The organism is Streptomyces sp. Root431 (genome assembly GCF_001426585.1).
In the GTDB taxonomy this organism is placed as follows: Bacteria; Actinomycetota; Actinomycetes; order Streptomycetales; family Streptomycetaceae; genus Streptomyces; species Streptomyces stackebrandtii.
In genome coordinates this window covers 296,677-320,256 of sequence record NZ_LMEI01000010.1, presented here as the reverse complement: position 1 = coordinate 320,256, position 23,580 = coordinate 296,677, and the positions used below count along the sequence as shown (strand labels likewise).

Annotated in this window: 19 protein-coding genes, 1 tRNA gene and 1 pseudogene; 10 read left to right on the top strand and 11 right to left on the bottom strand. The window is 73.0% G+C overall.

The window, feature by feature from the left end; genetic code table 11:
• Positions 1-118: 118 nt before the first annotated feature.
• On the bottom strand, positions 119-2,692 hold the full coding sequence (locus ASC82_RS19105) for an FtsX-like permease family protein (RefSeq protein WP_056649251.1): 2,574 nt from the start codon (positions 2,690-2,692) through the stop codon (positions 119-121).
• Positions 2,689-3,477, bottom strand: a complete 789-nt coding sequence (locus ASC82_RS19100) for an ABC transporter ATP-binding protein (RefSeq protein ID WP_056649248.1) — start codon at positions 3,475-3,477, stop codon at positions 2,689-2,691. Before ASC82_RS19100 ends, ASC82_RS19105 begins: the two co-directional genes overlap by 4 nt.
• 201 nt (positions 3,478-3,678) lie before the next feature.
• Here ASC82_RS19100 and ASC82_RS19095 point away from each other — a divergent pair, with 201 nt between their 5' ends.
• Positions 3,679-5,232 (top strand): MFS transporter, encoded by a 1,554-nt coding sequence (locus ASC82_RS19095; protein WP_056649244.1) that lies wholly within the window; start codon positions 3,679-3,681, stop codon positions 5,230-5,232.
• A gap of 11 nt (positions 5,233-5,243) precedes the next feature.
• Here ASC82_RS19095 and ASC82_RS19090 read toward each other — a convergent pair whose 3' ends face one another.
• The gene (locus ASC82_RS19090) at positions 5,244-6,053 is read right to left on the bottom strand and encodes a hypothetical protein (RefSeq protein ID WP_056649241.1); all 810 of its coding nucleotides are present in this window, start codon (positions 6,051-6,053) and stop codon (positions 5,244-5,246) included.
• Between the two features lie 48 nt (positions 6,054-6,101).
• Here ASC82_RS19090 and ASC82_RS31170 point away from each other — a divergent pair.
• A pseudogene (locus ASC82_RS31170) lies at positions 6,102-6,294 on the top strand (ATP-binding protein); the annotation flags it as partial.
• On the opposite strand, the gene ASC82_RS19085 reads toward ASC82_RS31170, so the two are convergent.
• On the bottom strand, positions 6,281-7,591 hold the full coding sequence (locus tag ASC82_RS19085; protein WP_107105922.1) for an MFS transporter: 1,311 nt from the start codon (positions 7,589-7,591) through the stop codon (positions 6,281-6,283). The pseudogene ASC82_RS31170 and the gene ASC82_RS19085 sit on opposite strands and share 14 nt — an antisense overlap.
• An 82-nt stretch (positions 7,592-7,673) precedes the next feature.
• Here ASC82_RS19085 and ASC82_RS19080 point away from each other — a divergent pair, with 82 nt between their 5' ends.
• Positions 7,674-8,543, top strand: coding sequence for an ArsR family transcriptional regulator (locus ASC82_RS19080; RefSeq protein WP_056649235.1), 870 nt, complete (start codon positions 7,674-7,676; stop codon positions 8,541-8,543).
• A 23-nt stretch (positions 8,544-8,566) separates the two neighbouring features.
• Here ASC82_RS19080 and ASC82_RS19075 read toward each other — a convergent pair whose 3' ends face one another.
• The 4 genes from ASC82_RS19075 to ASC82_RS19060 form a co-directional block, all read right to left on the bottom strand.
• Complete coding sequence (locus ASC82_RS19075) at positions 8,567-8,965, bottom strand: VOC family protein (protein ID WP_056649640.1); 399 nt, start codon at positions 8,963-8,965, stop codon at positions 8,567-8,569.
• A gap of 44 nt (positions 8,966-9,009) precedes the next feature.
• Positions 9,010-9,933, bottom strand: a complete 924-nt coding sequence (locus tag ASC82_RS19070; RefSeq protein WP_056649233.1) for a hypothetical protein — start codon at positions 9,931-9,933, stop codon at positions 9,010-9,012.
• Between the two features lie 157 nt (positions 9,934-10,090).
• Positions 10,091-12,592, bottom strand: coding sequence for an SUKH-4 family immunity protein (locus ASC82_RS19065; protein WP_056649230.1), 2,502 nt, complete (start codon positions 12,590-12,592; stop codon positions 10,091-10,093).
• Between the two features lie 7 nt (positions 12,593-12,599).
• Positions 12,600-13,598, bottom strand: coding sequence for an SMI1/KNR4 family protein (locus ASC82_RS19060; RefSeq protein ID WP_056649227.1), 999 nt, complete (start codon positions 13,596-13,598; stop codon positions 12,600-12,602).
• A gap of 250 nt (positions 13,599-13,848) precedes the next feature.
• On the opposite strand from ASC82_RS19060, the gene ASC82_RS19055 reads away from it, so the two are divergent.
• Both ASC82_RS19055 and ASC82_RS19050 read left to right on the top strand, forming a co-directional pair.
• Positions 13,849-14,361: a YwqJ-related putative deaminase gene (locus ASC82_RS19055; RefSeq protein ID WP_056649224.1), complete on the top strand. Its 513-nt coding sequence runs from the start codon at positions 13,849-13,851 to the stop codon at positions 14,359-14,361.
• A gap of 10 nt (positions 14,362-14,371) precedes the next feature.
• Complete coding sequence (locus ASC82_RS19050; RefSeq protein ID WP_056649221.1) at positions 14,372-14,866, top strand: SUKH-3 domain-containing protein; 495 nt, start codon at positions 14,372-14,374, stop codon at positions 14,864-14,866.
• 6 nt (positions 14,867-14,872) lie between these two features.
• On the opposite strand, the gene ASC82_RS19045 is transcribed toward ASC82_RS19050, so the two are convergent.
• Positions 14,873-16,195 carry a histidine kinase gene (locus ASC82_RS19045; protein ID WP_056649218.1) on the bottom strand — a complete coding sequence of 441 codons (1,323 nt, stop codon included), beginning with the start codon at positions 16,193-16,195 and terminating at the stop codon, positions 14,873-14,875.
• Between the two features lie 170 nt (positions 16,196-16,365).
• Here ASC82_RS19045 and ASC82_RS19040 point away from each other — a divergent pair.
• From ASC82_RS19040 to ASC82_RS19030, 3 genes are all read left to right on the top strand, one after another.
• Positions 16,366-16,437: transfer RNA gene (locus tag ASC82_RS19040), tRNA-Gln, on the top strand.
• A 109-nt stretch (positions 16,438-16,546) separates the two neighbouring features.
• Positions 16,547-17,992, top strand: coding sequence for a bifunctional UDP-N-acetylglucosamine diphosphorylase/glucosamine-1-phosphate N-acetyltransferase GlmU (glmU, locus tag ASC82_RS19035; RefSeq protein ID WP_056649216.1), 1,446 nt, complete (start codon positions 16,547-16,549; stop codon positions 17,990-17,992).
• A gap of 121 nt (positions 17,993-18,113) precedes the next feature.
• Complete coding sequence (locus tag ASC82_RS19030; RefSeq protein WP_056649212.1) at positions 18,114-19,088, top strand: ribose-phosphate diphosphokinase; 975 nt, start codon at positions 18,114-18,116, stop codon at positions 19,086-19,088.
• A 61-nt stretch (positions 19,089-19,149) separates the two neighbouring features.
• Here the strand turns inward: ASC82_RS19030 and ASC82_RS19025 are convergent, their stop codons facing one another.
• Entirely contained in the window at positions 19,150-20,025 is an 876-nt protein-coding gene (locus ASC82_RS19025) for a serine hydrolase (protein WP_056649210.1), read from the bottom strand.
• Positions 20,022-20,969: a LysR substrate-binding domain-containing protein gene (locus ASC82_RS19020; protein ID WP_056649206.1), complete on the bottom strand. Its 948-nt coding sequence runs from the start codon at positions 20,967-20,969 to the stop codon at positions 20,022-20,024. The genes ASC82_RS19025 and ASC82_RS19020 overlap by 4 nt, the downstream gene beginning before the upstream one ends.
• A gap of 167 nt (positions 20,970-21,136) precedes the next feature.
• On the opposite strand from ASC82_RS19020, the gene ASC82_RS31160 reads away from it, so the two are divergent.
• Positions 21,137-22,687, top strand: coding sequence for a penicillin-binding transpeptidase domain-containing protein (locus ASC82_RS31160; RefSeq protein ID WP_277914789.1), 1,551 nt, complete (start codon positions 21,137-21,139; stop codon positions 22,685-22,687).
• Between the two features lie 229 nt (positions 22,688-22,916).
• Complete coding sequence (locus ASC82_RS19010; protein ID WP_056649202.1) at positions 22,917-23,507, top strand: 50S ribosomal protein L25/general stress protein Ctc; 591 nt, start codon at positions 22,917-22,919, stop codon at positions 23,505-23,507.
• The last annotated feature ends 73 nt before the right edge of the window (positions 23,508-23,580 follow it).

Sequence of the window (23,580 nt, the reverse complement as noted above, 5' to 3'; positions counted from 1 at the left end):
GGTCGCCGCGCATGGGATGCAGGAGCCGGCTCCCGGTCGGCTCATCGCAGCAGTGCGGCCCCGATGGACCTGGCAGGGTCCACCGGGGCCGCACTCCCCCGTTGCCGTCCCGCGACCGCTACTCGCTCGCGATCGCGTTCAGGACGTTCATGCGGCCGGCGCGGAAGGCCGGGACCAGGGCCGCGAAGAGGCCGACGAAGGCCGAGCCGACGAAGACGGTGAGGATCGTCGGCCAGGGGATCTCCAGGACGCCGAGGCCCTCCAGGGCCAGCAGCTTCTGGGCGGCCGTACCCCAGCCCATGCCCAGGCCGAGGCCGAGGAGGGCGCCGAAGAGGGCGATGACCACGGACTCCAGGCGGATCATGCGGCGCAGCTGGCGGCGGGAGAGGCCGATGGCCCGCATGAGGCCGATCTCGCGGGTCCGCTCGACGACCGAGAGGGCCAGGGTGTTCACGACGCCCAGGATGGCCACGACGATCGCGAGGGCGAGGAGCCCGTACACGATGTTGAGGAGCTGGCCGACCTGGTCCTTGAGGTCCTCCTTGTAGTCGGCCTGGTTGCTGGCCTTGTACTGGGGGTAGGGCGCGAGGGCGTCCTTGACCGCCTCGTACGCCTGGGTCTCCTGGCCCTCCTTCGCGCTGGCGAGGATCAGCAGGCTCTTCGGCATCCGGTCGGCGGGGACGTACCGGGCGACGGTGGAGACGTCGGTGTACATCGCGCCGTTGTCGACCTGGCCGGTGTCCGCGGTGATCGCCGCGACCTTGAGCTTCGCCTTCCCGCCGCCCGTGAAGGCGACGGTCAGCACGTCGCCGACCTTCACGCCGTGCTCGGTGGCGTAGTCGCTGCCGACGGACATGGCGTCCTTGCCATACGCGTCGGCGAGCGTGCCGGAGGCCGTCTCCCGGCGGAGGTCCTGCATGTACGTCGGTTCGGTGGCGGCCAGGTCGGCCGTCGTCGTCCGCCCGCGCGTGTCGGTGACCTTGGCGTCGACCCACTTGTACTCGGTGACGTGGTCGAGGCTGGTGACCTTCTCCAGAGCGGCCTGCGCCTGCGGGACGATCGGCTGGCCGGTGCCGGACTGGACGATGAAGTCGGCGCCGACGGAGCGGTCCAGCTCGTCGGTGGCCGAGGCGACCATCGAGGAGCCGACCACCGAGAGGCAGGCGACGAGGGCGAGGCCGATCATCAGGGCGGCGCCGGTGGCGCCGGTGCGGCGCGGGTTGCGCAGGGCGTTGCGCTCGGCCATCCGGCCGACCGGGCCGAAGACCCGCAGGACGACGACGCCGAGGGCGCGGACCACACCGCCCGCGAGGAGCGGGCCGATGACGATGAAGCCGAGGAGGGAGAGGACGACGCCGAGGCCGAGCCAGAGGGAGCCGGGACCGGCCTCCTCGGCGCGGGTCGCGGCCCACAGGGCGGCGGCGCCGGCGGCGGTGAGGGCGAGGCCGAGCCCGCCCCGGACGCGTCCGGCCTTCCCGTCGGCGGGGGTGCCGGCGTCGCGGAGGGCGGCCATCGGGGAGACCTTGCCCGCCCGGCGGGCCGGGATGTAGGCGGCGAGGACGGTGACGACGATGCCGAGGGCGAGGCCGACGACGGGGGTCGTCCAGGCGACGGTGAGGTCGCGGGTGGAGAGCTCCATGCCCATCGAGGACATGAGCTTCATGAGGCCGACGGCGAGGCCGACGCCCGCCGCCACGCCGGCGACCGAGCCGACGATGCCGAGCAGCAGCGCCTCGACGAGGACGGAGCGGTTGATCTGCTTGCGGCTGGAGCCGATGGCCCGCATGAGGCCGATCTCGCGGGTGCGCTGGGCGACCAGCATGGAGAAGGTGTTGACGATGAGGAAGATGCCGACGAGGAAGGCGATCCCGGCGAAGCCGAGCATCGCGTACTTCATGACGTCGAGGAAGCCGGCGACGTCCTCGCGGCCCGCGTCGGCGGCCTCGGCGGCGGTCTGGAGCTTGTAGCCGTCGCCGATGGCGGCGGCGATGTCCGCCTTCAGCGCGTCATCGCTGACACCGGGCTTGGCGTCGGCCTGGACCTGCGTGAACAGGCCTTCCTTGCCGAGGAGTTCGCGCTGCGCGGTGGCGGTGTCGAAGTACACGAGGGTGGCGCCGGGGTTGGTGACCTTGAAGTCGACGATGCCGGAGATCTTCGCGGTGAAGTCGCCGTCGACGGCGATGGTCCGCAGCTCGTCGCCGATCTTCAGGCCGTGCTTCTCGGCGGTGGCGCCGTCGACGACCACGTCGGTGGGGCCGCGCGGCTCGTGGCCGTCGACGAGCTCCACCGAACGGAGCTCGTTGGGGCTCCAGTTGAGGGCGATGGTCGGGGCGCCGCTGGTGGGCCCGACGTTCTTGTCGTCGGCGTCGACGACGGTGACGCTGGTGGAGGCGATCGCGCCCACCGCGGCCTGGACGCCCTCCGTCTTCCTGACCTGCTCGACGAGCGAGGCGGGGAGGGACTCGGGGCGGCCGGTCTGCGGGGACTCGTCGGCGGCGGCGGCGCCCTTCGGGCTGACGCTGACGTCGGATGCGGTCGACGCGAAGAGCTTGTCGAACGTCGTGTTCATCGTGTCGGTGAAGACGAGCGTCCCCGAGACGAACGCGACGGAGAGGAGGACGGCGACGGCGGAGAGCGCCATGCGTCCCTTGTGCGCGAGGAAGTTGCGCAGGGAGGTCTTGAGGACGGTCATGACGTCCGCCCGCGCGCGTCGAAGTCCTTCATCCGGTCGAGGACGGCGTCGGCGGTGGGCCGCTCCATCTCGTCCACGATCCGCCCGTCGGCGAGGTAGAGGACCCGGTCGGCGTAGGAGGCGGCGACCGGGTCGTGGGTGACCATGACGATCGTCTGCCCCAGCTCGTCGACGGACTGCCGCAGAAAGCCGAGGACCTCGGCGCCGGCCCGGGAGTCGAGGTTTCCGGTCGGCTCGTCACCGAAGATGATCTCGGGCCGGGCGGCGAGCGCGCGGGCCACGGCGACGCGCTGCTGCTGACCGCCGGAGAGCTGGTTCGGCCGGTGCTTGAGGCGGTCGGAGAGGCCGACGGTGTCGACGACCCGGCGCAGCCACTCGGCGTCCGGCTTCCGCCCGGCGATGTCCATCGGGAGCGTGATGTTCTCGATGGCGCTCAGGGTCGGCAGCAGGTTGAACGCCTGGAAGATGAAGCCGATCCGGTCCCGGCGAAGCTGCGTGAGCTTCTTGTCCTTGAGCCCGGTGATCTCGGTCTCGTCGAGGTGGATCTCGCCACTGGTGACGGTGTCGAGCCCGGCGAGGCAGTGCATCAGGGTCGACTTGCCGGAGCCCGAGGGACCCATGATCGCGGTGAAGCGGCCACGGGCGATGTCCACGTCGACGGCGTCCAGCGCGACGACCCGGGTCTCCCCCGTGCCGTACGCCTTCACGACCTGCCGCGCCCGAGCGGCGACGGCCGTTCGCCCTCCAGTACCCCCGTGCCTGGGGATGGTCACAGCCGAAGTCACGGTCTTCTCCTAGAAGTGGGATGGAGCAGTGGGTGGGTTTGTAAGTTCAAGTTAAGAAGCAAGAACGGGACTTCTCCTCCTCCGCCGGTACGAACGACCCCTGGCCCGTATGGGGGAGAGGCCCCTAGGGGTTCCTACGACCGTGGTCCCAGTGAGACCCTGACCGCGAACATTTAGGTGTACGAAGAAAGGAATCTCGCGGTGACCGAGCCGTCCACGCCACCGGCAGGAGCGGACGGGACCGGAACCCCGGTCACCACCGCATCCCCCACCCCCCGCACGGCCGCACGCCGAGGCCCCGTCGTGGCCGCGCTCATGCTCGGCATGGGGCTCGCCGCGATCGACGGCACGATCGTCTCCACCGCCGTCCCCCAGATCGTCGGCGACCTCGGCGGACTCGCCGTCTTCTCCTGGCTGTTCTCCGGCTACCTGCTCGCGGTGACCGTGACCCTGCCGGTGTACGGGAAGCTCAGCGACACCTTCGGCCGCAAGCCCGTCCTCATCGCCGGGATCGTCCTCTTCCTCATCGGCTCCCTGCTCTGCGCCGCCGCCTGGAACATGGCCTCGCTCATCGCCTTCCGCGTCGTCCAGGGCCTCGGCGGCGGCGCACTCCAGGGCACGGTCCAGACGATCGCCGCCGACCTGTACCCGCTGAAGGAACGCCCGAAGATCCAGGCACGGCTCTCCTCCGTGTGGGCCGCGTCCTCCGTCGCGGGACCAGCGGTCGGCGGCCTGCTCGCCGGGTACGCCGACTGGCGCTGGATCTTCCTCATCAACCTGCCGATCGGCCTCGTGGCGCTCTGGCTGGTCACCCGCCACCTGGTGGAACCCGCACGCCCGGAGCCGCGCACCCGGCCCCGTATCGACTGGGCGGGCGCGTGCGCCGTCTTCGCGACGGGCGCGCTGCTCATCACGGCGCTGGTGCAGGGCGGGGTGGCCTGGCCCTGGCTGTCGGCGCCGTCCCTCGCCCTCCTCGGCGGCGCCGCCGCCTGCGGCGCGCTGACCGTCCTCGTCGAACGGCGGGCGGCCGAACCGATCATCCCGGGCTGGGTCTGGCGCCGCCGCACGATCGCCGCCGTGAACCTGTCCCTCGGCGCCCTGGGCTTCCTCATGGTCGCTCCGGCGGTCTTCCTGCCCACGTACGCGCAGTCGGTCCTCGGCCTCGGCCCGATAGCCGCCGGTTTCGTGCTCTCCACCTGGACGGTGAGCTGGCCCGTCACGGCGGCGCTCTCCAACCGGATCTACACCCGCATCGGCTTCCGCCTGACCGCCGTCCTCGGCATGTCGGCGGCACTGCTCCTGCTCCTCGCGTTCCCGTTCCTGCCGTACCCCGGCCAAGCGTGGCAGCCGGCCCTGCTGATGTTCCTGCTCGGCGGCGCGCTCGGAATCTTCCAACTCCCGCTCATCGTCGGCGTGCAGGCGACCGTCCCGTACGAGGAACGCGGCACGACCACCGCCTCCGTCCTCTTCTGCCGCCAGGTCGGCCAGAGCGTCGGCGCGGCCCTCTGCGGCGCGGTCGCCAACGCGGTCCTCGCCTCCCGCCTCGGCGGCTTCGGCGACCTCGACGCCGTCGCCGAAGCCCTCAAGAACCCGGCGGAGGAAGCCGCCGACCAGCTGCGCAGGGCGGTCGACGCGGCGGTCGACTACGTCTACCTGGGCGCGGCGGGGGCGGCGGCGCTGGCGCTCCTGGCCCTGGTGACGCTGGCGCCGCGCCGCTTCCCGGTGCTGAAGGAAGCGGCGGGCGAGGAGGACTGACGGGGGCGGCGTCAGTCTGCGGAGACGAAGATCGCCGCGAGCACGGGGAAGAGGAGCGTCAAGATGCCACCGCAGAAGACCAGGACGACGCCCAGGACCCCGTCCAGCAGGTGCTGGAACGGCGAGCTCGGCACCATCGCGTCCGCCGGGTCCTCCGGCGGGTAGAACACGGTGATCGCGGGGGCGAACCCGTTGTGCAGCAGGCAGCGGTACGTACCGGTCGCGTCCGGGTAGATGTACGCCCCTCGGGACGTGGCCGGAGTGGCGGTCACCATGACGCCGTTCTGGAACAGCCAGCGCTCCCGCCGCGCGCGGAGCAGGCCGAACAGACCCGCCCACAGCCCCAGCCAGGCGAGGCCCCCGATCAGGACGGTGATGAGCACCAGCATCCACTCACCCAGCACGCCGGCCACCACGCAGACGGCGACGAGCACCAGCAGGTGCGCCAGCACACCCCGCCACATCCGGCGACGGAACCTCGACTGCCAGGTGGGCGCGAGCGAACGGACCAGGGCGAACGGAGCCCCGTCGACGTCGTCGCTGTCCGTCCGCTTCGCCAGGATCTCGTTGACCCCGTCGGCGAGGGCGACGGCCGCCGTCGGGTCCACGTCGTCGATCCGATGGACACGGGGAGTCTCCCCGGCCCGCGCCCGCAGCTCGATCAGAACCGAGCTGCCCTCGGCGCGGACCCGGCCCAACCCGTCGGGGGTGAAGGTGATCTGCTCTTGTGGGAGGTCCAGGACGAGGCCGATGTCATCGACGGACAGAACGGCCCCGCCCCGGCCTCTGAGTACCGGGAGGGAGGATATGGAGATCGACATGGACGTGATCGTAGGCCGCCCCCCGCGCGTACAGGCAGGGCTTGTACGCGGGTGGAGGTGACCGATTACGCGCGCGGAGCGCGTACCACCCAGGCCCGGGCGGCTGCCCACGCCGGGCGACGCGCTCGCGGAGGGCGGCCGGGGGCTGGTGCTCGTCGACGGGCTCGCGGACCGGTGGGGGTGGCGCCCGAGGCTCGGGGCGCCGGGGAAAACGGTCTGGGCGGAGTTCACCCTCGCGTAGCGGCATCGGCCGGAGCCGCGCCCCGCCGACCCCGCCGACCCCGCAGCGCCACCGGCAACAGCGGGATCACCGCGAGGAGTTCCCCCACCCCGCCCGTCCACAGGGCCGTACGGACGCCCGCGTACTCGCCGAGCAGGCCGCCCGCCAGGGCGCCCAGGGGCATGGCGCCCCAGACGACGAAGCGGACGGTGGCCGTGACGCGGCCGAGGAGGGGGGCGGGGGTGACGCGCTGGCGGAGGGCCACCGAGCTGATCTTGAAGGTCATGAAGGCGGTCCAGCCGAGGCCCTGGAGCGCGCAGGCCACGGCGTACCGCCAGTCCGCGTGGAAGAACGGCAGCGCGAGCAGCCAGAGCGCCCCGCTGACGACCACGGAGGCGCACATCGCGCGCCCCTGGCCGAGACGGGCGGCCACCTTGGTGGTGAGCAGACTGCCGAGGAAGCCGCCGACCGCCTCCGCGGTGAACACGAGCCCGCACAGGAACGGCGACAGGCCCAACTTCCCTGCCAGCAGCACGAGAAGCATCGACGTGCCGATCGTGCCACAGAGGTTGGAGATCGCGGCGGTGAGCGTCAGCGCCCGCAGCAGCCGGTCGCGGAACACGAACCGCAGCCCCTCGGCGATCTCGTCCCGCAGCCGGGCCCCCGGACGCGGCTCGGGCTTGGGGTCGGGGCGGCGGATCCGGGAGAGCAGGAGCGCGGAGGCGAGGAAGCTGAGCGCGTCGACGGCGAGCGCCACCGGGGCCGTCACCGCCGCGACGAGCGCGCCGCCCGCGCCGGGACCACCGGCCGCCGTGACCGTGCGGGACGCTTCGAGGGCCACGTTCGCCTCCACCAGCCGGTCCTCGTCGACGAGTCGGGGCAGTTGGCTCTGGTACGCGATGTCGAAGAACGCCGTCAGGACGGACAACCCGAAGGCCACGCCGTACAACTGAGCCAACGTCAGGACGTCGAGCCAGGCGGCGAGCGGCAGGGTCGCGAGGAGCGCGGCCCGGCCGACATCCCCCGCGATCATGACCCGGCGGCTGCGCATCCGGTCCACCCAGGCCCCGGCAGGCAGCCCGAGGAGCAGGAAGCCCAGGTACTCGCACATCACGAGCAGCCCCGCCTCGAAGGGGGACGCGCCGAGCGGGCCGATCGCCACGAGGGGCAGGGCGAGGGCGGTGACGGCCGCACCCGCCTGGCTGACGGTGTCGCCGATCCACAGCCTGCGGAAGTCCGGCAGCCGGAAGAGCCGGGGGCGGGGAGTGGACCCGGGGGAGGTGGTGGTGGCGGCGGTGGTGGCGGTGGTGGTGGTCATGTCGGCGAACATCACCAGCCGCCGCCCGGCCCTGCCATTGTTTTAGTCTGGGCGAAAAGCTCACGAGGGGGTCCGTGGTCCGGTGGGAGACATACGGTTCGGGGTCGACGACCTGGCACAGCTCCGGTTCGCCGTGTCGCCGCTGTGGGAGACGATCGCCGCCCTGCGGGCCAGCGCCGACCCCGGGCGTCACGCCCTCCATCTCCCCTGGATCAAACAGGCGTTGACGGTCGGCCGGGAGCGCACCGACCTGCTCCCGCACCTGGCCGAGCTCGAAGCCCTCGCCCCTCCCCCGCGCTGCCCGCTCGCCGAGATCGAGGAGGAGCTCGCCGCCCTCACGGAGCGGCCCGAGCGCGTCGCGCCCGTTCTCGCCTGGTGGGAGGCGGGGGTACGCCCGCACTGGCCCCGGATACGGGCCGTCCTGGAGGCCGACCTGGCCTACCGCACGCGGCAGCTCGCCGAGGACGGCATCCAGGAGGTCTTCGCCCACCTCCACCCGAGCCTGCGGTGGTCGGACGACCGGCTGAGCTGGACGGGCCCGCCCGTCGGCCGGCTCACCCTGGACGGGGGCGGGATCACCCTCGCCCCGAGTGCGTTCACGGCCCGCTGCGTCCTGCTCCCCGGGCGGCCCGCCGGGCCCGGCCGGAACGGCACCCCGCCCTGCCTGGTCTATCCCTCGCGCGGCGTCGGCACCCTGTGGGAGCGGCGGGCGGAGCCGGGCGACGGGCTCGCGCGGCTCCTCGGGCGCAGCCGCGCCGGGCTCCTCGGCCGTACGAGCACCCCGACCACGACCACCGGTCTCGCCCGGCAGACCGGACTGAGCCCCGGCGCGGTCTCCCAGCACCTCGCGGTGCTCCGCGACGCGGGCCTCGTGACCGGGCACCGGTACCGGCGCGAGGTCTACTACCGGGCCAGCGAACTCGGCCTCGCGCTGCTCGAACGCACCCCCTAGGGCCCTTACGGCTCCTAGGGCCCTTACGACTCCGCGGGCTCCTCGGGCTTGCGCGGCAGCGTGAGGCAGAACGGGTGCCCGGCCGGGTCCAGGACGACGCGCCACAGGTCGGGGCGGGGCTGGTCGGCGGGCACGGTCGCGCCCCACTCCACGAGCCGGGCCGCCGCCTCGTCCAGGTCGTCGACGTCGAAGTCGAGGTGCAGCTGCTGCGGCACGTCCCGGCCCGGCCAGGTCGGGGCCCGGTAGCCGTCGACCCGCTGGAAGCCCAGGAAGAGGCCGGACGCCCCCGGCCCCCGGGCGAGGCCCGCGAACTCGGCGTCCGACCGCTCGTGGAGCGGCAGGCCGGTGGCCCGGTGGTAGAAGTCGGCCAGGGCCAGAGGGTCGGCGCAGTCGAGCGTGACGGCGGTCAGCTTCAGATACATGGAGGGGAACACTAGTCCGGCCGTCCGAACCCCTGCGAGCCGAATTACCCGGCGTCCGGCCCCTGTTGAGAGTCAGGGGCGGAGGACTCGCCGTCGTCCTCCGGCGCCGGCGGCGCCACCCGCCCCGTCAGTGCCGCGAGCGAGTTCCGGATGTGCTCCATGTGCCCGTGGATCTCGTCCCGGGCCTCCTCGTGCTCCCGCAGCACCCGCTCCGTCTCGCGCTCGGCCCGCTCCCCCTTCATCCGGGCCTCGGCGAGCACCTCCTCCGCGCGCGCCTCCGCGTCCTCCTGGCCGTGCCGGGCCTGCTCCTCGGTCTCCGCCAGGGCACGCTGCGCCTCCGCGAGCCGCTGCTCCCCGGCGGCCACCAGCTCCTCGTGGCGCGCGTCCAGGTCGGCCGCCTTGCCCTCCGCCGTGCGCTCGGCCTCGTCCCGTACGGCCGTCTGCTCGGCGCGCTGCTCCGCGAGGAGCTCCGCCGCCCGGTGCTCGGTCTCCTCGAAGACCTCCCGCGCCGCGGACCGCTGCTCCTCTGCCTCACGGCCCGCGTCCGTCGCCAGCTCCTCGGCCCGCTCGCGCGCGGTCGTCAGGGTCGCGCGGGCCGCCGACTCGGCCGCCGTCCGGACGCCCTCCGCGTACGCCCGGGCCGACTCCGTCGCCTCCCGGCCCGCCGCATCGGCCGCCTCCGCGAGGGCCTGCGCCTCGGCCTCCGCGGCGCGGACGAGCGTCTCGTCCTCCTCCTCGGCCATCGCCAGGATCTTCCGGGCCCGGTCACTCAGCGCCTCGTACCGCTGCGGTTCGAGCGCCTCCACGGCCTCGCGCAGCCGCGCCGCCTCCGCCTCCATGTCTTTCGCGAGGACGGTGAGCCGCGCCGCCCGCTCCCACGCCCCGTCCCTCTCTTCGGAGAGCGCGGCAAGGTGCCGGTCGACCTGCTCGGGGCGGTATCCGCGCCCCCGTCCGACAGCGAAATTCATCCCTGACGCCCCTTCCCTGTGACCCCAACGGCCCGAACGTCCAGGATGCGCCATCAGAACGGACAAAAGGCGCCCAACGTGGATACACGTCGAGCGCCTTTCATCACATTCTGTCCAACTGTGCCTACTGTGCCTACAGAAGTACCTACAGAAGGACCTACAGAAGGCCGTCCCACATCTGCTCGAGCAGCACGGACCACCAGTTCTCCGGCGACGACAGCGCCGCCGGGTCCAGCATCGCCAACTGCGCCTGGAAGTCGACCGTCCAGCGGCCCGCCTGCTCCGGGTTGAGCCCGAAGCGCAGCCGCCACATCCGGCCGAGCAGCGCCATCGAGCGCGTGAACTCCGGCAGCCCCGAGTTCACGAACTGCGGCGGCACCGACTGCCCGCCCGGACCGGCTTCCACCGGCACCGCCACGATGTGCGCGGTCCCGTACTGGACGCAGATCGCCCGCCCGAAGTCCGAACCGAGCACCAGGTACGAGCTCGCGTCCGGCGCCGGCTGCACCTGCCGCTGCGCCGCCAGCTCCGCGAGCGTCGGCACCACCGGCACGGCGGGCTGCGCCCAGAAGAACGGACCGAAGTCCGCCGGCAGCCCCGCCCACACCAGCGTCCGCGCCACCAGCTCCGGGACGCCCTGCCGGGACACCGCGTGCTGGTCGAAGCGGAGGATGCCGGGACCGAACGCCCCCGCCAGCTCCTGCGCGATCGCCTCCGGCGGGACCGGCGGCGCCGGCTGCACCTGCGGCAGCGGAGCCCGCACCGGCGCCGGACGCGCCGGGCCGTCCGCGACCTGGTGCAACTCACCCTGATGGGTGAGGAGTTGCCGCATGCCCTGCTGCCGGCCCGCGTGATCACGGCCGTACGGGGCGATGCTCGTGATCCGCGCCTGCGGCCACGTCTCCCGAATCATCCGCGCGCAGTAACCGCCCGGCAGCTCACAGGACTCCAGCTCCGTGTGCAGTTCGAGCACCTGCTGCGGCGGCACGTTCATCGCGCGCAGCTCGTGCAGGATCTGCCACTCCGGATGCGGGGTGCCCGGCGCCGAACGCCGGATGATCTGCGCCTCGGAACCGTCGGGCGCGCGGTAGCGCAGCACCGCCTGGTAGCCGGGACCGACCGTCGGCTGACCCGCCGGCTGCGGATACCCGTACGCCGGAGGCACCGGCCCGGGACCGGGCGGCGGCGTCTGCCCACCGGAAACCGGCGGCGGCGGAGCCGGCGGACCCGGAGGCGGCGCCATCGCCGGACCACCCGGACCGGGGTGCGCCAGCATCGTGGCCGCGTGCGCGATACCGCCCGCGGGCGTCCCGCCGGGCACGCCCGGCGGCGGCGGCGGGGGCGGCGGAGGCGCGCCCGGACCACCCTGACCCGGGTGCGCCAGCATCGTCGCCGCCTGGTGCACGGGCTGCGGCGGCGTCGGCGGACCGGGAGGGGTCGGCGGACCGGGAGGACCGGGGGGACCGGGGGGACCGGGAGGCTGGAGCCCCTCGGGCCCCAGCTGCGAGACCAGCTGCGTCGGTACGTACGCGGGGGCGCCCGACCCGCCGGGCACGCCCGGCGCGCCCGGCGGCGGAGGCGGCGTCGCCGGACCGCGCCCGCTCTTCGGCGGCAGCGCGGCCTTGCTCGTCGCGGCGTCCGCGATGTCCCCGGCACCCGGCGCGCGGGGCGCGGGCGGCGGAGGCGGCGGCACACCGGGCCCGCCCGCCTGCACCGGCGGAACCGGCGGCGCGGGCTGGGCCGGGGGCACGGGCTGGGCCGGGGGCACGGGCTGGGCCGGGGGCGCCACCGGAGCCGACGGCGGCGGCGCGGCCGGGTCGAGCCGCGGGGCCACCGCGGTCGGGGGCAGCGCGCTGCCCCCCTTCATCAGGGCGGTCGGCGCGTCGGCACCCACCAACGGGGGCGGGGTGTCCTCGTCGTCCGTCCCCGACAGCGGCGGCGCGAACACGGTCGCGGGCAACGGCACCGCCCCGTCCGCACCACCGGAACTCGCGTTCGCGTCAGCCCACGGACTCGCCGCGGGAGCGGGAGCGGGGGTCGGGATCGGGGTCGGAGTGGGTACGGGAGCGGGCGGAACCGGCGGAGCCACCGGAGCAGCGGGAGCCGCCGGAGCGGCCGCGACCGGAGCCGTCGGCTCATCCACACCGGCACCGGCCGAAGCCGCCACCGAAGCGGAAGCCACCGCATCCGCATCCGGCACCGGGACCGAAGCCACCGCGTCCGAAGCGTCGTCCACCGGCGCGGACGAACTCTCGCCCTCCTGCGACGCGTTCGGCCGCTGCGGCAGCCCGATCTTGTCCGCCGCGTCCTGCAGCCACTCGGGCGGACTCAGCAGGAAGGACGTCTGGTTCAGATCGATCCGGGCCGGCTGCGGCGCCGCCGGAGCGGCCGCCTCCTCCGGCGACCCGTACTCCTCCTCGTACCGCCGGATCACCTCGCCGACGGGCAGCCCCGGCCACAGCGTGGCCTCGCCGCTGTCCCGTGCGATGACCAGCCGCTGGCGCCCGCCGTCCGAGACCGGACCGCCCTGGCGGTCCTCCGCCCAGACCACGAAGCCCAGCTCGAACTCCCGCACCCGCACCTCGCGGTGCTGGTACGCCGGCAGGTCGCCGTTGATCCATTCCTCGGCGCGCTCCTGCGCCTGCGCGAACGTCACCACAGCCAGCTCACTCCCCTACCGCGACCACGGGCACGGCGCGCGCGAAGCCGCCGTCCACCATCAGGTTCGCCACCGTCTCCAGCTCCGGCGGATTGCCGGCGAGGCGCTGCAGGAACACGTCGAAGTCCTCGCCGCAGGGCAGCAGCAGCCGCTCCACCCGCTCGGCCACCGTCCAGCCCGCCGCCTCCGGCCCGGAGTCCCGCGCGTCGTCGTACGCGCAGAACCACACCGAGCCGATCGCGTCGCCCCGGACCTTCACCGCGACCAGACCGCCCTGGACGAAGGCGACGCCCAGGTAGTCCTTGGTCAGGTGGTCCCGCAGACACTTGTTGACGTAGACGAGGTCGTTGACCCCCGCCTGCTCCCGCACCGTGAAGAAGGGCTGGTCGACCAGGAGCCCCAGCTCCGCGTCGAGCGCCGCGCCCACCGGGGCGCACCCGCCCGCCGCCTTCAGGAACGAGCGGTACGCACCGGGCAGCCGGTAGCCGAGGTCCTCCTCGACGCCCTGGAGCTGCGTCTCCGACACGGACACGAGGGTCTTCGGCAGACCGAAGTGCGCCGGACGGGTCTCCTGGAGCGGCCGCGTACCCCGCTTCGCGTGATCGACGGCAGCCGTCGCCACGCCACCGTGGTGACGCAGCAGCGCCTTCACCTCGACCGGCACCAGCTCCATCCGGCGGCTGCGCGCCACGTGGTGCCAGGTCCAGCCGTGCGGGGTCGCCACCGACGGGATCGTGTCCCACAGCTCATGACCGGTCGCCGCCATCGCCGCGTTCGCCGACACGTAGTCCGTGAGTCGCAGCTCGTCGACGCCGAAGCCCTCCGGAGGATCGGCGATCTCCGCGGCCGCGCGCGCGTACGGCGAGAAGTCCGGGTGGCCGTGCTCGTCGATCCGTACCCCTCTGGGGTGACGGGCGGCGCGGACCGGGTCCGGAAAATGCACGACCTGCCCGGCATAGGCCGCGTTCGGTGGCGCGGTGTCCTGCCCGAGCCGACCTGTCGTCATGGCGGTTGCCCCCTGCACTGGCGTCGCTGACTGCTGCTTCTACCCACTGATCTGGCACAGCCTATGCGCTGCCACAAGAGCCCGAACGGCCCCCGCCCGACGGTGACCAAGTGTCACGACGCCATGACAGTTGCACCATGATTCCGACACACCGGCCCCACCATTCGCGCCCCCAGCTTCCCCATATGGCTCCCTATTTGGCAGGCTGTGCACGCAACTCGGGGGATTGCAGGAGGGGAAGACAAGCACCATGCACGCAGCAACGACGCCCACACAGGGTGACCCACGCCTCAACTGGAGCAGCAGCGCCGAGGCCACGCGCGCGCCCTTACTGCGTCACCGCCGCGACGGCATCCTGCCGACGGTCGGCGCCGCCCTCTCCGTACGCGGGGAGACCCTGACGTGCACCGCGGGCCGCGGCGACCGGCCGCCCCTCCTGCACGCGCTCGTCCAGGACTTCCTGGACACCCTCACCAGCAGCCAGCGGGAACGCTTCACCGGGCGCTGCCCCGAGGCGATCCTGCTCTCCCGACACCTCACCGCCACCGAGAACGGCCGCTCCAAGCGCGCCCAGCGCAAGCCGCTCACCCCCGGCGAGGCCCGCCGGTCCCTCAAGCACGCCAAGCTCACCGCCCGGCGCATCCGGGAGGACGGCGACCCGCTCCACGGCAGCTACGCGGCACCCTGTCGCTCCTGTACGGCGATGCTCGCCCACTTCGGTGTCCGCACCGTCGACCCCACGACACCTGTCGAGAACGGCTGACCGCACCCCCATGCCCGACCACCTCAGCACCACGCGCTTCCCGGTCAACGTCGACGCCGCCCTCCGCGAGGCCGGCTGGCAGCCCGGCCGCTGGGACATCAAGCTCGCCGAAGAGTGGGCCGACGCCCTGCGCGCCCACGTCTCCCCCGCCGGGCACCGGCACAGCGTCTTCCCCGCGGCCGTCGAGGCCTGGGCGGAGTTCGGCGGCCTGCGGATCACCTCCCCCGGGCACGGGCGGACGATAGCGCCCATGACCGTCCGCTTCGACCCGCTCGCCGGCCTCCACCTCGCGCGCACCCTCGCCGACCTGGGGCGCGCCCTGGAGACCGAGCTCGCGCCGCTCGGCGAGGAGGGCGAGCACCAGGCCGTCCTGGCGATGGACGTCGAGGGCCGGGTCTACAGCCTCGACCACGCGGGCGACTGGTACCTGGGCAAGGACATCGACGCGGCCCTGTCGACCCTGGTCACGGGCGTCCAGCCGACCCGTCTGACGGCGGGGCAGTAGCCCCCTCTACTCCCCCGTCGGCAGCACGGCCGACACCCGGAACCCGCCCGCGTCCGTCGCACCCGACACGAACACGCCGCCGATCCGGGAGACCCGCTCCCGCATCCCGACGAGCCCGTTCCCGCCGCTCGGCAGCCGTACGTCCGAGCCGCCTTCGCCCGACGGACGAGGGCCGTTCTCCACCTGCATCGCGACCTCGGCCTCCCGGTGCGCGAGCCGCACCACGACCTCGGCGCCCGCCGCGTGCTTGTGGACGTTGGTCAGCGCCTCCTGCACCACGCGGTACGCCGTCCGCTCCACCTCCGGCGGATACGCGCGCGCCTCCCCGAGCACGACGAACTCCACGACCGCCCCCGCGAGCCGCGACTGCTCGCACAGCACCTCCAGGGCGTCCAGGCGCGGACCGTCGTCCGCGGCGGCCTCGGCGGCGGCGGCAGCGGCACGCCCCACGGCGGCCAGCGGGACCACGGCCGGGGCGGCGGGCACGGCCTCCTCCCGCAGCACTCCCAGCATCTCGCGCAGCTCCGTGAGGGCCTGCCGGCCCATGTCGCCGACGAGCGCCGCGTTCCGCACGGCCTTCTGCGGGTCCTTCAGGGCGACCGCCTGGAGGGCCGCCGCGTGCACCACCATCAGCGACACCCGGTGCGCGACCACGTCGTGCATCTCCCGCGCGATCCGGGTCCGCTCCTCCTGCCGCGCCCACTGCGCCCGCTGCTCGGCCCGGTCGGCGAGAAGCGACAGCTCCTGCTCCAGGCTGTCGGCGCGCTCGCGCAGGCTCTCCATGAGCCGGCGGCGGGCCCCTATGTAGAGGCCGAAGAGGACCGGCGGCGCGTTGAGTCCGAGGGTCATGAAGAGCGACATGACGGGCACGTACCAGCCGCTCGGGTCGAAGTCCTGCTGACCGGCGTCGGCCTGGGCGACGTCCTGCCGCATGCGCACCACGGTGACCACGAACACGGCGACGGTCGACATCGAGGCCAGTACGGCGGTGATCCGGCGCGGCACCTCGGAGGCGGCGAGCGTGTACAGCCCGACGATCCCCATGAGGAAGCCCATCTCGGCGGGCGCCACGGCCATCGACACGAGCACGACGCCGATGGGCCACCGCCGACGCACGAGCAGCACGGACCCCACGATCAGCCCGAACACCACCCCCACGGGCACGGGCAGCGAAGCCTTCTCGGCGAAACCGACGCCCTCGACCGCGCACTCCAGCGCGGACACCAGCGCGAGCCCCGCATCAAGGACGACGCTCCGCCGTCTCCCCCACCACCACCAGCTCCCCGCGCGGACGCCCAAGGCGTCCCGATCTGCCCCCGTTGTGGTCATGCCCTCCACCCTACGGGCGCACCGCACGTCCCCGTAGGTGCCACCGGCGGCCCGGACATCGGTCCGTCGGGCGCGGAGCTATACCGTCGCGTCGAAGGTGCCTGGTACGGCATAGTGGATGCCGCCGGGGCACAGGACTGACACCGCGTCCGTTTTGGCCCTATAAGCAATCCCCTGTGGTGTAATTGGCAGCACTGAGGCTTTTGGTGCCTTATGTCCGGGTTCGAGTCCTGGCGGGGGAGCTTCTTCACACGGGTCCTGACCATCACGGTCAGGACCCGCACGCATGTCCGCCACCCTGCCCCCCGGTATCCTTCGTGCGTCCACCACCCAAAGCCGAAGGGCATTCCCGTGAGCGCCAACCGCCCGGCAGCCGTCGTCGTCCTCGCAGCGGGTGAGGGCACCCGCATGAAGTCGAAGACCCCCAAGGTCCTGCACGAGATCGCCGGGCGTTCGCTCGTCGGGCATGTCGTGTCCGCCGCCCGCGAGCTGGAGCCCGAGCACCTCGTCGTGGTCGTCGGGCACGCCCGTGAGCAGGTGAAGGGTCACCTGGAGGAGCACTACGCCGGGACCCGGACCGCAGTCCAGGAGGAGCAGAACGGCACCGGGCACGCCGTGCGCATGGCCCTGGAGGAGCTGGGCCAGGCGCCCGACGGGACCGTCGTGGTCGTGTGCGGCGACACCCCGCTGCTGTCCGGCGAGACCCTGAAGGCCCTGGCCGGCACGCACGCCGCCGACGGCAACGCCGTGACCGTGCTGACCGCCGAGGTGCCGGACTCCACCGGCTACGGCCGGATCGTCCGGGACGCCTCCGGTGCCGTCACCGAGATCGTCGAGCACAAGGACGCCTCCGCCGAGCAGCTCGCGATCCGCGAGATCAACTCCGGCGTGTTCGCCTTCGACGGGAAGCTGCTCGCCGAGGCGCTCGGCAAGGTGCGGACGGACAACAGCCAGGGCGAGGAGTACCTCACCGACGTGCTGTCGATCCTGCGCGAGGCCGGTCACCGCGTCGGCGCGTCCGTCGCCGGCGACCACCGCGAGATCCTCGGGATCAACAACCGCGTGCAGCTCGCAGAGGCCCGCGCCCTGCTGAACCAGCGCCTCCTGGAGCGGGCCATGATGGCCGGCGTCACGGTCGTCGACCCCGCCTCGGTCTTCGTGGACGTGACGGTGACCTTCGAGGCCGACGCGATCGTCCTCCCCGGTACGCAGCTGCTCGGCGCGACGCACATCGCCGAGGACGCCGTGGTCGGCCCGAACAGCCGCCTCAAGGACACCCGCGTCGGCAAGGGCGCCCGGGTGGACAACACCGTCTCCGACACGGCCGTGGTCGGCGAGGGCGCCTCCGTGGGCCCGTACGCGTACCTCCGTCCGGGCACGAACCTCGGCGCGAAGGCCAAGGCCGGCACGTATGTCGAGATGAAGAACGCGACGATCGGCGAGGGCACGAAGGTCCCCCACCTGTCGTACGTGGGCGACGCGACCATCGGCGAGTACTCGAACATCGGCGCCGCGAGCGTCTTCGTGAACTACGACGGCGAGGCCAAGCACCACACGACGGTCGGCTCCCACTGCAAGACCGGCTCGGACAACATGTTTGTGGCTCCCGTCACGATCGGGGACGGCGCCTACACCGCCGCCGGCTCCGTGATCACGAAGGACGTCCCGGCCGGCGCACTGGCCGTGGCCCGGGGCCAGCAGCGGAATATCGAGGGTTGGGTGGCCCGGAAGCGGCCCGGAAGCGCTGCCGCGCAGGCCGCTCAGGTCGCCTCTGGGGACTCCGCAAGCGAAAGCTGACCGGAAACGGGTGCGTCGAACTCGGCGTACCGTGATACGTGCACACAAATTCGGCTGGTTCGCACACGCGCTCGCAGGGCGTGGGTCCGCGGCCAGAGAACACGTCTGAGGAGACAGTGCTGTGACCGGGATCAAGACGACCGGCGAGAAGAAGCTGATGCTCTTCTCCGGCCGCGCCCACCCCGAGCTGGCCGAGGAGGTCGCGCACCAGCTGGGCGTCGGTCTCGTTCCCACCAAGGCGTTCGACTTCGCCAACGGTGAGATCTACGTCCGCTTCCAGGAGTCGGCCCGCGGCGCGGACTGCTTCCTGATCCAGAGCCACACGGCTCCGATCAACAAGTGGATCATGGAGCAGCTGATCATGGTCGATGCGCTGAAGCGGGCCTCCGCCCGCAGCATCACCGTGATCATCCCGTCGTACGGCTACGCCCGTCAGGACAAGAAGCACCGCGGTCGCGAGCCGATCTCGGCCCGCCTCGTCGCGGACCTGCTGGAGACGGCCGGTGCGGACCGCATCCTGACCGTGGACCTGCACACCGACCAGATCCAGGGCTTCTTCGACGGCCCGGTGGACCACCTGTCGGCGCTGCCGGTCCTCGCGGACTACGTCGGCGCGAAGGTCGACCGCGCGAAGCTGACGATCGTCTCCCCGGACGCCGGCCGCGTGCGCGTCGCCGACCGCTGGTGCGACCGTCTGGACGCGCCGCTGGCGATCGTCCACAAGCGCCGCGACAAGGACGTCGCCAACCAGGTCACCGTCCACGAGGTCGTCGGTGACGTGAAGGGCCGCGTCTGCGTCCTGGTGGACGACATGGTCGACACCGGTGGCACGATCTGCGCCGCCGCGGACGCGCTGTTCGCGCACGGTGCCGAGGACGTCATCGTGACGGCCACGCACGGCATCCTGTCGGGCCCGGCCGCCGACCGTCTGAAGAACTCCAAGGTCAGCGAGTTCGTCTTCACGGACACGCTGCCGGTGCCGGGTGCGCTCGAGCTCGACAAGATCACGGTCCTGTCGATCGCTCCGACGATCGCGCGCGCCGTGCGCGAGGTCTTCGAGGACGGTTCGGTGACGAGCCTCTTCGAGGAGCACTGAGCCGGTAGGCAGTAGCTCGTAGGAAGGGCCGCTTCCCCCTCTTGGGGGAAGCGGCCCTTCTTCATGCCCTGAGCGCGTCCACCGCGATCCTCGCCGCCGCTCCGATCGCCGCGTCCGCCGCCGGCAGCGTGACGTCCGTGGAGGCCGCGCGGGTGAAGACGGCCACGGCGTAGCGCCCGCCGTCGGGGTATTCGACGACGCCCGCCTCGTGCCGAAGGGTGGGCAGGGAGCCGGTCTTCCCGCTGACACGGACGTCGTCGAAGGGGAAGCCGGCGGCGAGCCGATGGCTCCACGCCTGGCGGCCGAGAAGGGCGCGCAGCTCCTCGCCGTACTCCCCCGGGCAGACCTCGTCGCGCCAGACGGCGGCGAGGAGGGCGGTGATCTCGCGGGGGGTCGAGCGGTTGGTACGGGTCGGGTCGAGGGCGCGGAGCCGGGCGACGACGGCGGGGTCGGTGAGTGCGGCGGGCTCGCCGTGGGCGTCCTCGCGGACGGTCGCGAAGAGTTCACGCATGGTCTGGACGGCGTGGGTGCGGGTCAGCCCGAGGCCGATCATGGTGGCGTTGACGGTGTCGAGGCCGAGGGCGTCCCAGAGGAGGTCGGCGGCGGTGTTGTCGCTGACGGCGACGGCGAGGCTCGCGAGGTCGCGGAGGGAGAGCCGGGCGGCGTCGCGCATGACGGAGAGGCCGGTGGCGCCGGGGGCACGGCCTTCGGCGGGGATGTCGACGGGACGGGTCGGGTCGACGAGGCCGAGTGACGCCTGCCGGTAGAGGGTGGCGACGAGGCAGAGCTTGTGGACGCTGGCGGTCGGTACGAGGGTGTCGGAGCCGACGCCGAGTGCGGTGCCCGTGTCGATGTCGGCGGCGTGGAGCTGTCCGGTGACGCCCGCGTCGGCGAAGGCCGCGGTGATGCGGCGGCGGGTTGCGGCGTGCGCGGTCACAGGGGGAACTCCGATGCGGGGCGGGGGAAGACCATCCTCGCGGACGGTGCGGTGCGCATGTCCGCGTGGGCGCGGAGGACCGCGTGGGCGGTGTCGGCGAAGAGGCGTACGGCGGGGCTGTCCTTGCCCTCGGGCCAGGCGGTGGAGGTGCGCCAGGTGACGGGGGAGCCGCGGAGGGGGCGCCAGACGGTGCCGGCCTCGTCGGGGGTGCGGGGAAGGAGGGCGACGGCGCCGCCGGAGAGGACGAGGCCGCGGGTGAAGTCGGCTCCGGTGGCGGCGAGGACGGCGGCGGGGGTGCAGCCGTGCCGGGCACAGGCGGTGAGGGTCTCGTCGTGGAGGGCGGGGGCTTCGGCGCGGGGGAAGAGGACGAGGTCGCGGCCGGTGAGGGCGGCGGCGGGGAGTTCGGGCGGCGTGGCGAGGGAGTCGTCGGCGGCGAGGAGGGCGCCGAGGGGCTGGTGGAGGATGGGGCCGAAGTCGAGGCCGGGGGCGGGGCAGGGGTGGCGGACGATGCCGACGTCGAGGGTGCCCGCGGCGAGTTCGGCGGTCTGTTCGGCGGTGGGGAGTTCGCGGAGTTCGAGGGTGGCGCCGGGTGAGTGTTCACGGAAGGCGGTGAGGAGGGCGCCGACGGCGCTGGCTCCGAGGCCGGGCGGTACGGCGGCGCGGAGGGTGCCGGCGGCGCCGCTGCGGACGCGGGCGACGGTGGCGGTGAGCCGGTCGGCGGCGGCGAGGAGGTGGTCGGCCTCGGCGAGGACGAGGCGGCCGGTGGGGGTGAGGGTGGCGCCCCGGGCTCCGCGGTCGAGGAGGCGGACGCCGAGTTCGCGTTCGAGGCGCTGGATGCGCTGGGAGAGGGAGGGCTGGGCCATGCGCAGGCGGGCGGCAGCCCGTCCGAAGTGCTGTTCCTCGGCGACGGTCCTGAAGTACCGCAGATGCAGGAGCAGGTCCATGAGCAGCAAGGATAGGCATTCGGCTATGTCTTTCATGACGATACGAGTCTTGGACTGGTCGCACGCGTGTCTGTTTCGCTGCCGGTATGACGAGGATGACGACACATCGGGCAGGAGTGGGGCGGGCGAGGCGGCGACGCCGGTGGCCGGCGGTGGTGGTGACGGGCGTGCTGGTGGCGGGGGCCGCCGGATGGGCGGTCGTGTACGGCCCCTTGGCGGGTGAGGAGGCGCCGAGCTCGGCCGATCCCGGGGCGGTGCGGACGGCACGGGCGTTCCTGAGCAGCTGGGAGGCGGGGGATCTGGCCGCGGCGGCGCAGCTGACGGACTCGCCGGCGAAGGCCGAGGAGACGTTGCGGAGCTTCACGGCGGGTCTGGAGATCGCGAAGCCGGTCCTGACGCCGGGCGCGGCGCGCGTGGACGGTGCGGCGGGCGCCGGTGCCCGTGTCCCGTACCGGGCGAGGATGCCGGTGGCGGAGCTGGGGACGTGGTCGTACGGCTCGGAGCTCGCGGTGGCGCGTACGGATGCGGGGTGGCGGGTGCGGTGGGAGTTGCCGCTGATCCATCCGGAGCTCAACGCCGAGCAGCGGTTCAAGCTGGTGGAGGAGGAGTCGGCGGAGCTCGCGGCGGTGGACCGGGACGGGAAGGCGATCTCGGCGGCGGAGCATCCCTCGCTGGTGTCGGTGCTGGGTCTCGGCGGCGGGAAGCGGCGGGGCGAGGTGCAGGTCGTGGACCGGATCACGGGCGAGACGAGAGCGACGGCCGTGAGGTTCGGGCCGGATCCCGGGGAGGGCGGTGGTCCGCTGCGGACGACGATCGACGCGCGGACGCAGGCGGCGGCGGAGAAGGCTCTCGCCCGGCATCTGGACGGGCGGAACGCGGGTCTGGTGGCGGTGCGGATCGACAGCGGCGAGGTGGTCGCGGTGGCGAACGGGCCGGCCGGCGGCTTCAACCGGGCTTTCCAGGGCACGTACGCACCGGGGTCGACGTGGAAGGTGGTGACGAGTGCGGCGCTGCTCGCGAAGGGGGCGGTGACTCCGGAGTCGCGGGTGGACTGTCCGAAGTACCTGACGGTCGGGAAGCAGTTCCACAACGTGGAGACCTCGGAGATTCCGGGGGCCTCGTTCCGCCAGGACTTCATCCATTCGTGCAACACGGCGTTCGTGGCGCTGCGGGGGCGTCTCGCGAACGACGAGATGACCGTGTTCGCGAAGGAGCACTTCGGGATCGGGCCGGAGTGGAAGACGGGTGTCGGTTCGGTGGACGCCGAGGTGCCGGTTCCCGCGAGCGAGACGGAGAAGGCGGCGGCCCTCTTCGGGCAGGGGAGGCTGCGGACGAATCCGCTGGCGATGGCGTCGGTGACGGCGACGGCGGTGTCGGGGACGTTCCACCAGCCGCTGCTGGTGAAGGGGACGGAGCAGCCGGCGGTGGCGACGAAGCCGCTGCCGTCGGGCGTGGTGAAGCAGTTGCGGTCGCTGATGCGGGACACGGTGACGGACGGGTCGGCGAAGGTGCTCGCGGGAGTGCCGGGTGAGGTGGGGGCGAAGACGGGGACGGCCGAGGTGACGGAGGACGGGAACAACAACGGCTGGCTCGTCGCGTACGACGACGAGATCGCGGTGGCGTGTGTGGTGGAGGAGGCGGAGAGCGGTTCGGGTTCGGCGGGCCCGGTCCTGCGTGACCTGCTGGCGGAGCGGGCCGGCGGCGGCGGGACGGGCTGACGGGGTCCAGGGGCCGCGGGCCGCAGGTCGGCGGGGGTGCCGGTTGATCCATTTGGGCGGCCCGGTGGCGGCGGGTAGACTGCCGGAGTTGCTCGGCGAGGGATGTCGTAACCCGTACGGATGTACAGGGTCACGGCGGTCCGTTATCGACGCGCTCTTCGTAGCAGGCCATCGCCAGTCGTGGCCGGGTGACCACTTGTGATTCGTCACCATCTACGAGGAGTGCCACATGTCCGAGGTCAAGCTCGCCGCCGCCGTCCGCACCGAGTTCGGTAAGGGCGCTTCCCGCCAGCTCCGCCGCGACTCCCTGGTCCCCACGGTCCTCTACGGCCACGGCACGGACCCGGTCCACATCGCCCTCCCGGCCCACGAGCTCGGTCTGGCGCTGCGTACGCCGAACGTCCTGCTCTCCCTGGACATCGAGGGCGGCGCCACCGAGCTGGCGATCCCGAAGGCCGTCCAGCGTGACGCCATCAAGGGCTCGCTCGTGCACGTCGACCTCATCCTCGTGAAGCGCGGCGAGAAGGTCACCGTCGAGATCCCCGTCCAGGCCGAGGGCGAGCTCGCCGCCGGTGGCAACCTGCTGGAGCACGTGCTCAACACGCTCTCCGTCGAGGCCGAGGCCACCCACCTCCCCGAGGCCGTCACGGTCTCCGTGGAGGGCCTGGAGGCCGGTGCCTCCGTCCTCGCCAAGGACATCACCCTCCCGAAGGGCTCCACCCTGGTGACCGACGCCGACGCCGTCGTCCTCCAGGTCCTGGCCGCCCAGGCCGAGGAGCCGGCCGCCGAGGCCGAGGCCACCGAGGGTGCCGAGGCCTGAGCCGTAGGCTCTGCCTGACGTGACGGGGTGACGGGCCGTACGGCCCGTCACCCCGTTTCTCTGTTCCCGCACG

Coding starts and splice junctions, on each gene's coding strand:
- ASC82_RS19020 (WP_056649206.1), bottom strand. CDS start 20,969: ATGGACCTGCTCCTGCATCTGCGGTACTTCAGGACCGTCGCCGAGGAA.
- ASC82_RS19090 (WP_056649241.1), bottom strand. CDS start 6,053: ATGTCGATCTCCATATCCTCCCTCCCGGTACTCAGAGGCCGGGGCGGG.
- ASC82_RS19060 (WP_056649227.1), bottom strand. CDS start 13,598: ATGACGACAGGTCGGCTCGGGCAGGACACCGCGCCACCGAACGCGGCC.
- ASC82_RS19010 (WP_056649202.1), top strand. CDS start 22,917: ATGTCCGAGGTCAAGCTCGCCGCCGCCGTCCGCACCGAGTTCGGTAAG.
- ASC82_RS19075 (WP_056649640.1), bottom strand. CDS start 8,965: ATGTATCTGAAGCTGACCGCCGTCACGCTCGACTGCGCCGACCCTCTG.
- ASC82_RS19050 (WP_056649221.1), top strand. CDS start 14,372: ATGCCCGACCACCTCAGCACCACGCGCTTCCCGGTCAACGTCGACGCC.
- ASC82_RS19105 (WP_056649251.1), bottom strand. CDS start 2,692: ATGACCGTCCTCAAGACCTCCCTGCGCAACTTCCTCGCGCACAAGGGA.
- ASC82_RS19070 (WP_056649233.1), bottom strand. CDS start 9,933: ATGAATTTCGCTGTCGGACGGGGGCGCGGATACCGCCCCGAGCAGGTC.
- ASC82_RS19055 (WP_056649224.1), top strand. CDS start 13,849: ATGCACGCAGCAACGACGCCCACACAGGGTGACCCACGCCTCAACTGG.
- ASC82_RS19085 (WP_107105922.1), bottom strand. CDS start 7,591: ATGACCACCACCACCGCCACCACCGCCGCCACCACCACCTCCCCCGGG.
- ASC82_RS19045 (WP_056649218.1), bottom strand. CDS start 16,195: ATGACCACAACGGGGGCAGATCGGGACGCCTTGGGCGTCCGCGCGGGG.